Genomic DNA, 12,188 nt, shown 5'->3' on the forward strand with positions numbered 1-12,188 from the left:
ACCGCTCCAGGCTCATGTGCAATCGTCTATTGTCTCGTGCTTTTGTCTTCCGTCAAAGTGCTGTTTCTCCTTCATGAGACTTTCAATCCACGTTAAGCTAATAACCCCAACTAAAAATACGCATAGGGAGTGACGAAATGGAGAAGAAAATCGGTTTTATCGGTTGCGGTAATATGGGAAAAGCCATTCTGGGCGGCCTGATTGCCAGCGGTCAGGTTCTCCCCGGGCAAACCTGGGTCTATACCCCGTCCCCGGATAACGTCGCCGCGCTGCACGATCGGTACGGCATCAATGCGGCGCAGAGTGCGCAGGACGTCGCGCAGGTTGCGGATATCGTTTTCGGCGCCGTGAAGCCGGGCATCATGATTAAAGTGCTGAGCGAAATCAGCTCCAGCCTGAACAAGGACTCATTAGTCGTCTCTATCGCTGCGGGGGTCACGCTCGATCAGCTGGCGCGCGCGCTGGGGCACGATCGCAAAATTGTTCGCGCGATGCCAAACACGCCGTCTTTAGTCAACGCGGGCATGACCTCCATAACGCCAAATGCGCTGGTCACGCCGGAAGATACCGCTGACGTGCTGAACATTTTCCGCTGCTTTGGCGAAGCGGAAGTGATTGCCGAGTCGATGATCCACCCCGTCGTTGGGGTCAGCGGTTCCGCTCCGGCTTATGTCTTCATGTTTATTGAGGCGATGGCCGATGCCGCAGTGCTGGGCGGAATGCCTCGCGCGCAGGCCTATAAATTCGCCGCGCAGGCCGTAATGGGCTCCGCCAAAATGGTGCTCGAAACGGGTAAACATCCGGGTGAACTGAAAGATATGGTGTGCTCGCCTGGCGGGACGACCATTGAAGCCGTTCGGGTGCTGGAGGAGCGAGGGTTCCGGGCGTCGATTATCGAAGCGATGGCGAAGTGTATGGAAAAATCAGAGAAACTCAGTAAGTCCTGAGCCAGTTGCCGGACGTCAGGCCGCCACTTCGGTACGGTTACGTCCGGCGTTCTTTGCTTTATAAAGCGCCATATCCGCCGATTTCAGCCATTCCCGGTAGTGTCCGATTTGCGTGGTCAATGGCGCAACGCCCACGCTGATGCGCAAAATAACCTGTGGCGCGCACGGCAGGCGTAACGCGTTTAATCGCTCATGAACCCGCGACATCGCGGCAATCGCGTTATCCGCTGGCGTACCGCACATGATCACCGCAAACTCGTCGCCGCCAAAACGTCCTATCACATCGCTGCCGCGCAGCGTCATCTGCAACTGGCGCGTCAGGGCAATGATCGCCTCATCTCCGACATCGTGCCCCCAGGTATCGTTAATGCTCTTAAAGTGATCGATATCGATGATGAGCAACGTGGCGTCCCGGTGGTAGCGGCGACAGTTATCAAATTCATTACGCAACAATATTTCCCAGTGACGCCGGTTATAGACCCCGGTCATGCCATCCCGCATGCTCATCACCTGTAGCCTGCGTTTATGTTCCGCCAGCTTAGTCGCCGTCTGGTAACTCACCCAGGCAAACAGCAAGGGATAAATCACAATCACCGGCAGGGAGAACCACCACTCCAGCGGCGCGCTGCGAAAAGCCACGGTAATTCCGGTCAGCTGTAACGTCACCAGACATGACACAACCATTAACACCATACCGGCAATAAAGAGCCGCAGCCCTCCCGCGCCCATCAAATTCATACACATCATCATCAGCAGAGCCGTGGAGGGCAGCACGTTGACGCCCATCACCCCAACCCAGACGCCAGCAAGAATGGCGTCCGCCTTTAAGTTGTATATTTCCCGGCTTAAGGGATCGATGGCTTTACTCGCCAGTTGCCACGCCAGGTGCGGCCAGACGAAAGACCAGCCGACCAGAAACAACCACCATCCTCCCGCAATCGGTTGTGAAGCCAGTACGGCGGCGATCGGGAGAAACATCCATCCCAGTCCTACCGCACGCGGCAGTCTCACCCGCCTGGCGAATCGCAGCCCGGAGCGTTGATGGTCATTTTGAGGAGAGTGAGGTGGCTCACTCTGTGCGACCGCTTTTTTGTAAAAGTTTTCATCATTCATTATTTTTTGGGAACATTCTGAAACAATTTTCCCAAATTATAGAGAGGGGGATTGTGAAGGAAGTATGAAATTTCGGGTGAGTGATTTTCTCAGCTCACCCGTTAGCACTATGCGGATTTTTTCAGACAGGCACTCATAAACTTGCTGCGATCGTCGCCTTTCAGCGACTGGTCCGTCGCCTGCTGGTTGCACTCACGCATTCTCTGTTGCTGCGGCGTCAGGCTTTTCTCACCAGGGGCGGATTTACTGTTTTTCAGGCAATCGCTCATGTAGGTCTTACGCGCATCCCCTTTTAACGCCTGCGCCGTCGCCTGCTGATTGCAGCTCGTCATACGCTGTTGTTGCGGGGTTAATGTCTTCTCGGCAGCGCCGACGGCGGTTAAAAAAACCAGCCCAAACAGCAGGGTAACCAGTAATGTTATTTTCATAGCACCATCCTTCTGTGAGTGTTGACACTACACGTCATCCTTCTGGTTACGTGCGCCGTAACCGAAGGAGGCTAACTCTAAGTCTGGCTGCTGACGACGAAAATACCACCTGACGGCAAAAGTATTGCCGTCAGGAGTCCGTTTACTTCAGTCCCAACGCCGCTTTCATGGTGTAGAACAGATCGGTCTGGTCCGTTAATCCGACGACATTCGCCGCATGCGGGCCGTATGCGGCAATGCGCAACTGGCTGCCGGTATGTTCCTGCGACTCCTCTTCCGAGTTGCCGTAGCTGATGACCATCACCGCGCCATCTTTGGTATTTAACGCCTGCGTCAGTCCCGGCGCTTTGCTTTCCGGCGCGATAATCTGGCTGGAATGCGCATGATCGGCAGTCACCACAACCAGGGTATTGCCCTCTTTTTTAGCGAATGCGAGCGCACGCTGTACGGCTTCGTCCAGATCGACCGTTTCACCAATCTGCCCGCATGGGTTGGCGGCGTGATCCTGTTTATCGATAGACGCGCCTTCAACCTGCAAGAAGAAACCTTTTTCATTCTTACTCAACAGCTCAATCGCTTTGTCCGTCATTTGCGCCAGCGTAGGCACGGTATCATCGCGCTGCGGGTTTGCCTTGCAGGTCACCGCAGGTTGTTCAAGGTTGCCGTGATAAGAGGCTTTCGGGCCTTCCCAGCGAACCGGCATGTTGCCGTCGGAGAACAAGCCCAGCAGCGGCTTATCCTGATTTGCCGCCGTTACCGCCTTCAGCGAGTCGGCATCGTTCACCAGCTGATATCCCCGCGCCAGCGCCTGCTCACGCAGCGTTTTCCCCTGCCATTCGCCTGCTGTCGCCATTTCAGCAAAGGTGGCCGCGCCGCCACCAAGCGTAACGTCCGCCCGCGTATTCAGCAGTTGCTCGGTGATCGACCCTTTTCCACCCTTCTCCAGCGCGTTTGTCGGGCAAAGAGTGCTGGTAAGGTTGGGGCCGTAGCATTTGCGTGAGGTTACATGGGAGACTAACGCGGCGGGTGTCGCATCCTGTAATTCTGCGGTCGAGACGTTGCCCGTCGCCAGACCTGCCGCTTTGGCCATCTCCAGGATCGTGGTGTGATCTTTTTCGTGGATATCGACGCCTAACGCGCCGTTATAGGTTTTAACTCCCGTCGACCACGCCGTTGCCGACGCGGCGGAGTCTGTGACGTAATCCGGTTTACCCGTTTCTTTATCCAGCGCGTAATGGGTGTATTGCCCGGTCAACGGTAAAGCATCAATTCCTTTAAAAAAGCCGCCGGCCCCTTGCGCATAATTTCGCGCCGCAGTGATTTCAGAATCACCCATACCGTCGCCAATCAGCAGGATAATATTTTTGGCCGGTTTATCGCTCAGCGAATCTCGCAGCGCCGCCGTTTGATCGCCCGCTAATCGGCGCGCCCCGCCCGGCGTGGTAATATCTCCCTGTGCGGCACGATTATCCAGCACCGTCATCGTGGACGTCCTGGCATGCGTAATGGGGGTAAACAGCAGAGGTAACAGGGCAATAGCAATAGCGCTTTGTTTCACTTTATTTTCTCCATGTGCCTACCCTAAATAATTCGGGTTACAGAAAGCCAATGCATATGCAACCTGAAGTACAACGGGTATAAATACAGTAAAATAAAAACAAAGCGACTATAGGTAACTGACGTGACAAGGTTATGACAGTGTTTACTCTGAATACGATCAGCTACGAGGATGCCTCAGTAACTTTTTTACATACTGGCGCAGCAATTCCGTATCGTAATCTGGAACGCTGGCATCCGGCTTTACGCCGTCGAGCGCATCCTCAACCTGATGAATGAGCTTCTGCTGCTCATTTTGCGCCATATTACGCAGCATCGCCGTGACAATAATCTCTAACGCTTCTACCTGAGCAACCAGTTCTTTCGACTCTTCTTCTTTTTGGGCGAGCCTCAGCAACAACTCTGAAATGAGATTTTTCATGACCGTATTTCCTTATCCGAGGAATGCTGACGTTATCATTATGGTTCACGACTGCCTAGAGGGTAAAAGTAGTATTTTTATGATAAAGGAAAGACTTTCTGTAAATAATGCGCTGACAAAATGGAGCGAAACGTTTCTCGCGAGAAAATAATTCAACCGTAAAAAATCAGGGTATAAATAGTCACGCCATTACATAAATTAAAGTTATGGTAAATACGCCAGAATTTAACTTAAAGCGTATCGCCATAATATATTTGATATCCCAGATTGACCCTGTCCAGCGTCTCTTTTCCGCCCAGACGTTTAATCAGCATATCTGCGGCTACGCTTCCCATATCGTAGCGGGGGGTAATCACGCTCGCTATTTTTTGCAAACGTGCGCGGCCGATTTCCAGGCCATGAAATCCGGCAATAGCAACCTGTTGCGGAACGGGGATCTGCTGCGACTGACACTCCAGCAGCGCGCCAACGGCTAAGTCGTCATTGGTGCAAAAAATCGCGTTAATATCCGGTCTGTCGCGCATCGTCTGCAAAAACAACTGACGACCTAAGGCCAGTGACGAAATGGCTTTTGGCACCACATGGTAAGGCTGTAACCCCTGTTCGTTCAGCGCACGCTCAACGCCGCGATAGCGACTGACATCACGCGGGTCGTCCATTGAGCCGAAAAACGCCACAGCGCGTTTTCCCGCCTCCAGAAACGCCTGAGTCATATCCCACGCGGCTTTTTCGTTATCAATACCAACCTGCATATCCAGACAATGCTCGGTGATATCCATTAACTCCGCCACGGGGATACCGCTGGCGCGCACATACTGCACCATACGTTCAGTATGTTGTTTTCCGGTCAGAATCAGCGCATCAATGTTGTAGGAGAGCAGGTTAAGCACTTCGCGCTCTTCCCGCTCCGGGTCATATTCATAGTTAGCGATCAGCGTCTGGTATTGGTGAGCGGAAGTCACCGACTCAATCCCCGCCAGGACATCGGCAAAAATCTGGTTGCGAAAGGAGGGAATCAGCACCCCGATCGTTTTACTGCGCGCATTAAGCAAAATCTCGGGGGCGCGATTGGGAATATAATTATTCTCCTCCATGATCTTCGAAATCAGCTCGCGGCTACGCTGCGAGACCTGATTGGGATCGCGAAGATAACGGCTTACCGTCATCTTATTTAGCCCAGCCAGCGTGGCGATATCCTGCAAGGTCATCCGATTGTTTTTCATGAAGTTCTCTGCGAAAGACAGCGTGATCAATTCGCAGAGAACCTTAACACAGCCAGCGAGGGACTGCATCTTATCCGACCGGATTAGCCCACCGCTTTCCCGGTTTGTAAGGATGTGGACGACGGCGCCTGATTAGCGCGCACGTTATACATCAATACCACCGAGGCCAGCAGGGAAATCGCCATAAAGGTGTACGAAACGCCCGGCCCGCCCGTCAGGCCATTGAGATACCCCACCAGCCATGCGCCGAGGAATGCCCCTAACGCGCCGAAACTGTTGATTAAGCCCATCGACACGCCCGCCACATTACGCGGCAACAGTTCAGGAATTAAGGCAAAAAACGGGCCGTAAGGCGCATACATGCAGGCTGCGGCAACCACCAGCAATCCATAAGAGAGCCAGAAAGCGTTGCTCCCCAACAGCCAGGAACATAAGAAAGCGATGGCGGCAATCAGCAGCAACGGCCAGATAAACAGCTTACGGTTTTGAAACTTATCCGATAACCACGACACGGTAAGCATCAGACAGATCGCCGCCAGATAAGGCACGGCGGCCAGCCAGCCGACGGATACGATATCCATTTGGGCCGCTGATTTCAGGATGGATGGCATCCACATCATGAATCCATACACGCCGATACTCCACAAAGCATGTACCGCGCACAGCATGACAACGTTACGCGAGCGCATGGCTTCCCCGTAGTTACGTACCGGTTTAATATGGGTTTGCTCACGATCCATCGCCTGTTGCAGCGTCTCTTTTTCCTCCGCCGTCAGCCAGCTGGCATCGGCCGGTTTATCACGAACCAGCACCCACCAACAAAATGCCCACAGTACCGCCGGGATGCCCTCAATAATGAACATCTCGCGCCATCCCCAGGCCTGAATCAGATAACCGGAGACAATCGACATCCACAACACGGTGACCGGATTACCCAGAATCAAAAAGGTATTCGCCCGCGAGCGCTCGGTTTTCGTAAACCAGTTGCTGATATAAATCAGCATGGCTGGCATCACCGCCGCCTCAACCACGCCAAGAGTAAAACGGATCGCCATCAGCATGGGAATATTACTGACAAACCCCGTCGCGGCGGCACATATTCCCCACAGAATCAGGCTGAAAAAGATCATTTTCCGTACGCTGCGTTTAACGGCGTACAAAGCTCCCGGCACCTGAAAGAAGAAATACCCGAGGAAAAAAAGCGCGCCAATTAAGGATGCGGTTCCTTTCGTAATACCCAGATCGGTTTCAATACCTGCCGCAGCGGCAAAACCATAATTGGCGCGATCGAGATACGCTAAGCTGTAAGTAATAAAAATAATCGGCATTAAATACCACCAGCGCCGGGCTGGTAATTTAGCAAGAGCGTTCATACACGTTCCTTTTGATAATGAGTCTATACCGCAGCTAACATTCCGCCGTCGACGAAGAGAATATGACCGTTAACAAAATTCGAGGCCGGGGCCGCAAGATAAACCGCCGCGCCAATCAACTCCTCCGGCTTTCCCCAACGCGCGGCGGGCGTACGTTGGTACAGCCAGGCGGAAAAGGCGTCGTCGTTCACCAGCGCTTCCGTCATCTCTGTGGCAAAATAGCCCGGCGCAATACCGTTAACCTGAATATTATATTCCGCCAGTTCCACGCACATTCCTCGCGTCAACATTTTCACCGCGCCTTTTGAAGCAGCGTAGGGTGTAATTGTTTTCCGGCCTAATTCACTCTGCATGGAACAAATATTAATAATCTTCCCTTCCCGGCGCGCCATCATATATTTGGCCACCTGTTGAGAAACAAGGAAGACGGATTTCTGATTGACATCAATAACGCGATCCCACTCTGCTTCAGGAAATTCCGTCAGGGGGTAACGACGCTGGATACCGGCATTATTGATGAGAATATCAATCGCCCCAATTTCCTGCTCAATATGCGCAATCGCTTTTTCCACCTCCGCCGCGTGAGTGACATCAAACCCATAACCCACGGCGTCATAACCCAGAGCCGTCAGTGTGCTCGCGGCCTGTTCCGCCCGCTGCTGCGTAATGTCGTTAATCACCAGGCTGGCGCCATGCTCTGCCAGTCCCCTTGCCAGCAAATTACCGATTCCCTGCGCTGACCCCGTAATCAATGCGCGTTTACCTGCAAGACTAAAAATACTTTTCATCAAAAACCTCTTTTTCGATAGCTGTTACGCGTAACTGTATACGCGTAACAGTAGAAAAAAGAAGTTCTCTTACACAACTAATGGTCAATTTGTGATCTACATTGGATTTGGCAGCAAAGAAAGGATCATGTACAGAATGCTTTCTGCACATGATCACGATTAACAGCGGATCTCAGGCAGCGTGACGGCGGCGCAACGCAATCGCCAGTTGCCAGATATTCACCAGCACAATGAGCGCCGTCGCGACAAATACCCAGCGAAAGCCCGCCATCGCCGATACGGACGCCCCCATCAACGGCCCGGCCACATTTCCGAGATACATAAACGACTGGTTATAACCAAAGATACGGCCGGTTATTCGATCGCTGGAATACTTCACCAATAAGGTCTGTACGGCAGGCAGCATCGCGCCATCGGCAAAACCTAACAGAAAACGCAGAACCCCCAACTGGAACGGCGTCGTCACCCACGACATGGCGAAAAACAGCACCACGGCACAGACCAGCGTCGCCATCAAAATCCTTTCCGTCCCGATCCTGTCGCCAAGTTTGCCAAGGCGGGGGGCGGAAATGAGCGCTGAAACGCCAGGCACCGACGCAATTAACCCGCTCAAAAAGGCAATGTTCGTGCTGTCCGGCAGCATGGATTTGATAAACAGCGCCAGGATGGGGCTGATCGAACCGTTACAGAGCTGTATCACCATCGTCGTGAAAAACAGGCTAATCACCAGACCCGGATAGGGCAATGAGGCAAAAACCGCTTTGCCGCTCAGTCGTTCACTCTTTTTGAGAGTCGGACGAACGCCCTCTTTAATTAAAAACAGCGTTACCAGAAAGCTCACCATCAACAGCGTGGCGGTAATAAAAAAGACCGCCCGCAGCCCGATATGATCGGCAATAACTCCGCCCATTAACGGCCCGCCGATCACCCCGCTGATCTGGGCGGTGGAAAGCGTGCTGAGCGCCCAACCGCTACGCTCTCTCGGCACCTGCGAAGCCACCAGCGCCATCGCGTTAGGAATGTACCCGGAGGTGAGCCCCATGACGCCGCGCAAAAGAAACAGTTGCCAGACATTGGTCGCAAACGCCTGAAGTAAAATCGCGATCGCCATGCCGAGCGATGCGCGCAGTAGCATCAGTTTGCGGCCTTTACGGTCAGCCAGACTGCCCCACATGGGCGAAACAATCGCGGAGATGAGAAAGGTAATACTGAAGGTTAAGCCAGACCACATGGAGAGCGCTTCATGCGAAGTGACGCCCATTTGCGAGATATACAGCGGTAAAAATGGCAGGATCTGACTGATCGCCAGCCCGGTAAAAAAGCAGCCGAACCAGACGGAGATAAGATTAACCTTCCAGGATTCCATAAGTGCTCATAACGATAAATAGCTGAAAACGCTCACCAGCTTAGCAAGTTGCGCCAGCAGAAGCGGTTCCAGAGATGCGGTAACCTCTATTTTGCTATTTTATCTCCCCGTTCATCAGATTTGTGAAACATGTCACATTATATACCCGCTCAGAACAGGGATTTATGCTTCAACGACAAAGCCCGTATCCGCGCATACCGAGATGGAAATGGTTGGCGTGCGCGGCGTTGTACTCCGGCCCCAGTCCATTGCCATAATAAGTGCAACTGGCGTTAAGCATCGCGCGCAGCCAGGGGGCGGTTTTCTCATCCTTCCATCCCCGCAGAACCGTAACTTTTCGACCGTCCGCCAGTTGAAAACCGCTGATATCCCACGCCTGCGCGCTGGCATGTTCACTGCGACGCGCATCCGCCCGGTGATAGATATTGCGACAGGCATAGCTGCCAAGGTGCTCAATACGGGTCAGTTGACTGCCCATAAACGACTGGGTTAGCGGTTTCGCCTGGCGCGCCACAAACAGCGCAGAACTCAGCGCCAGCGGGCAAGAGGCCAGGAAACTGCTGCTCAACGCCACGGAGCCAAAATGCCTGACCCGTACCACGTCTGACAGCGGACATTCGCCCGCGCTGTCGGCAACGGGTTGCGACGAGATCATTCCCTGGCGATTGGCCTGCTCAAGTAATCCCTGGCACTGTTGCGGCGTCAGACGCTGTAGTTTGAATTTGGTGAGCCAGCCCGGAGGATCGGACAGTTGCAGGGGAACAAAAGGATTGTAATGCGACGGAAGAGAGCGGTAACCCACCACCCCCACGGCCCCCAGCAGCACAATCGCAAGCCACCCCTTACCTTTCACGCCCCCTCCTCTCTGATTCCCTTAAACATTATGGCAGAAGCCCGCGAATCCGACGTTTTGTCGTGGTAATGTATACGCTTTGCGTTCGATGGAATGGGTTTTTAAGATGGCAAAATTGCGGGTAGGTATCGTATTTGGTGGTAAATCAGCGGAACATGAAGTGTCTTTGCAATCGGCAAAAAATATTGTCGATGCCATCGACAAAGCCCGCTTTGACGTTGTGCTGTTAGGCATTGATAAACAAGGGCAATGGCATGTCAGCGATGCCGAAAACTATCTGCTGAATGCAAACGACCCCGCGCACATTGCGCTGCGCCCCTCTTCTACCAGCCTGGCGCAGGTTCCGGGCAAACACGAACACCAGTTAATTGACGCACAGAACGGCCAGCCATTGCCGACGGTGGACGTCATTTTCCCGATCGTACACGGCACGCTGGGGGAAGACGGGTCGCTGCAAGGGATGCTGCGCGTAGCGAATTTACCGTTTGTCGGCTCCGATGTGCTGGGTTCCGCCGCCTGTATGGATAAAGACGTCACCAAACGTCTGCTGCGCGATGCCGGGCTGAACATCGCGCCGTTTATTACGCTGACTCGCGCGAATCGCGATGCGATCCGTTTTGCGGAAGTGGCGTCCCGTCTGGGTCTGCCGCTGTTTGTGAAACCCGCAAATCAGGGCTCCTCTGTGGGCGTCAGCAAAGTCACCAGCGAAGCGCAATATGAACAGGCCGTTGCGCTGGCGTTCGAATTCGATCACAAAGTGGTTGTTGAGCAAGGGATCAAAGGCCGTGAGATCGAGTGCGCCGTGCTGGGCAACGATCACCCGCAGGCCAGCACCTGCGGCGAGATCGTCCTGAACAGCGATTTTTACGCTTACGACACCAAATATATCGACGGCAACGGGGCGCAGGTCGTGGTTCCCGCCCAAATCCCGCAAGAGGTGAACGACAAGATCCGCCAGATCGCCATTCAGGCGTACCAGACGTTAGGTTGCGCGGGAATGGCGCGCGTGGACGTCTTCTTAACAGCGGAAAACGAGGTGGTGATTAACGAGATCAATACGCTGCCGGGATTCACCAACATCAGCATGTACCCGAAACTCTGGCAGGCAAGTGGCTTAGGGTATACCGATTTGATTACCCGTCTAATTGAACTGGCGCTGGAACGTCATGCGGCGGATAACGCCCTGAAAACCAGCATGTTATGATGACGATGCGCCATCTGGTGTTGATCGCCTGATGGCGCTTTGGCTTATCAGGCCTACGACGTTTTGCGCCCGTAGGCCGATGCCGCCATCCGGCACACTACCGCATTAAGCTTCTTCGGTTTTATCATCCTCACGGCGACGAATAATCAGCCCGGCAAGCCAGAAACTGAATACCCACGTCACCAGGCCTACCGCGTAGGTTTGCCATCCTTTTGCTTCAAAGCCCAACAACCCCACCACGCCATTCAAAATAAAGATCAGCCCAATGGCGAAAGCATAATAGTGCCAGTCACGGCGAATTTTTACAGGCAGGTTCATGACAGCTCCGACGCTAAAACAATAAAAAATCATCCTCGCACATTTCTGCCTGAGCGTCTGTGGCCTGTGCGGAATTTCTCAGATGTTAATCAATTTAGATTAAGGTAACAAAATTGTGACATCAAACAAAAAATCCGCAATCCAGGAGTCATCCCTGAGTGAAATTACCATCATTCTGATATTGACAAACACGATGACCTGTCAGACTTCACGATAAGCCGCTGGCATGACGCCAGATTCGTGCAGAAGACTATCCCGGAGGTCTTTATGGCTGACTTTACCCTCTCAAAATCCCTGTTTAGCGGGAAACATCGAGATACCTCCTCCACGCCAGGTAATATCGCCTATGCCGTGTTTGTGCTGTTTTGCTTTTGGGCAGGGGCGCAGATCCTGAACCTTCTGGTTCACGCGCCTGGCGTTTATGAACATCTGATGCAGATGCAAGAGACCGGACGCCCCCGCGTGGAAATTGGATTAGGCGTCGGCACCATTTTCGGACTGGTGCCTTTCCTGACAGGTTGCCTGATTTTTGGCGTCATTGCCGTAATTTTGCGCTGGCGTCACCGTCATCAGTAACCCTCCCTGTGCCGGATGACG

Annotated in this window: 13 protein-coding genes; 3 read left to right on the forward strand and 10 right to left on the reverse strand. The window is 53.2% G+C overall.

Translation table 11 applies throughout. From position 1 onward, the window contains the following. Nucleotides 1-137 precede the first annotated feature (137 nt). Complete coding sequence (proC, locus tag CKO_RS11855) at nucleotides 138-947, forward strand: pyrroline-5-carboxylate reductase (protein WP_012133604.1); 810 nt, start codon at nucleotides 138-140, stop codon at nucleotides 945-947. Between the two features lie 15 nt (nucleotides 948-962). Here the strand turns inward: proC and adrA are convergent, their stop codons facing one another. From adrA to CKO_RS11900, 9 genes are all read right to left on the reverse strand, one after another. After that, complete coding sequence (adrA, locus tag CKO_RS11860; RefSeq protein WP_012133605.1) at nucleotides 963-2,060, reverse strand: diguanylate cyclase AdrA; 1,098 nt, start codon at nucleotides 2,058-2,060, stop codon at nucleotides 963-965. 107 nt (nucleotides 2,061-2,167) lie between these two features. Further along, nucleotides 2,168-2,488, reverse strand: a complete 321-nt coding sequence (gene psiF / locus CKO_RS11865; protein WP_012133606.1) for a phosphate starvation-inducible protein PsiF — start codon at nucleotides 2,486-2,488, stop codon at nucleotides 2,168-2,170. Between the two features lie 142 nt (nucleotides 2,489-2,630). Beyond that, on the reverse strand, nucleotides 2,631-4,046 hold the full coding sequence (gene phoA / locus CKO_RS11870) for an alkaline phosphatase (protein WP_012133607.1): 1,416 nt from the start codon (nucleotides 4,044-4,046) through the stop codon (nucleotides 2,631-2,633). A gap of 159 nt (nucleotides 4,047-4,205) precedes the next feature. Next, on the reverse strand, nucleotides 4,206-4,466 hold the full coding sequence (gene iraP / locus CKO_RS11875) for an anti-adapter protein IraP (protein WP_012133608.1): 261 nt from the start codon (nucleotides 4,464-4,466) through the stop codon (nucleotides 4,206-4,208). Between the two features lie 230 nt (nucleotides 4,467-4,696). Next, a complete protein-coding gene (gene idnR / locus CKO_RS11880) occupies nucleotides 4,697-5,689 on the reverse strand; it encodes a DNA-binding transcriptional regulator IdnR (RefSeq protein ID WP_024130607.1) in 993 nt (330 codons plus the stop codon). Nucleotides 5,690-5,772: 83 nt separating this feature from the next. Continuing rightward, complete coding sequence (locus CKO_RS11885) at nucleotides 5,773-7,062, reverse strand: MFS transporter (RefSeq protein WP_024130608.1); 1,290 nt, start codon at nucleotides 7,060-7,062, stop codon at nucleotides 5,773-5,775. 23 nt (nucleotides 7,063-7,085) lie between these two features. Continuing rightward, nucleotides 7,086-7,850: a gluconate 5-dehydrogenase gene (gene idnO / locus CKO_RS11890; RefSeq protein ID WP_012133612.1), complete on the reverse strand. Its 765-nt coding sequence runs from the start codon at nucleotides 7,848-7,850 to the stop codon at nucleotides 7,086-7,088. A 172-nt stretch (nucleotides 7,851-8,022) separates the two neighbouring features. After that, a complete protein-coding gene (locus tag CKO_RS11895) occupies nucleotides 8,023-9,216 on the reverse strand; it encodes a multidrug efflux MFS transporter (protein ID WP_012133614.1) in 1,194 nt (397 codons plus the stop codon). 169 nt (nucleotides 9,217-9,385) lie between these two features. Further along, nucleotides 9,386-10,069: an extensin-like domain-containing protein gene (locus CKO_RS11900; RefSeq protein ID WP_012133615.1), complete on the reverse strand. Its 684-nt coding sequence runs from the start codon at nucleotides 10,067-10,069 to the stop codon at nucleotides 9,386-9,388. A gap of 106 nt (nucleotides 10,070-10,175) precedes the next feature. Between CKO_RS11900 and ddlA the strand changes: the two genes are divergently transcribed. Continuing rightward, a complete protein-coding gene (ddlA, locus tag CKO_RS11905; protein WP_024130609.1) occupies nucleotides 10,176-11,273 on the forward strand; it encodes a D-alanine--D-alanine ligase in 1,098 nt (365 codons plus the stop codon). A 105-nt stretch (nucleotides 11,274-11,378) separates the two neighbouring features. Here ddlA and CKO_RS11910 read toward each other — a convergent pair whose 3' ends face one another. Then, entirely contained in the window at nucleotides 11,379-11,591 is a 213-nt protein-coding gene (locus CKO_RS11910) for a DUF2754 family protein (protein ID WP_024130610.1), read from the reverse strand. 267 nt (nucleotides 11,592-11,858) lie between these two features. Between CKO_RS11910 and CKO_RS11915 the strand changes: the two genes are divergently transcribed. Continuing rightward, a complete protein-coding gene (locus CKO_RS11915; RefSeq protein ID WP_024130611.1) occupies nucleotides 11,859-12,167 on the forward strand; it encodes a YaiY family protein in 309 nt (102 codons plus the stop codon). Nucleotides 12,168-12,188 lie beyond the last annotated feature (21 nt).

This window comes from Citrobacter koseri ATCC BAA-895 (assembly GCF_000018045.1).
Lineage (GTDB): Bacteria > Pseudomonadota > Gammaproteobacteria > Enterobacterales > Enterobacteriaceae > Citrobacter_B > Citrobacter_B koseri.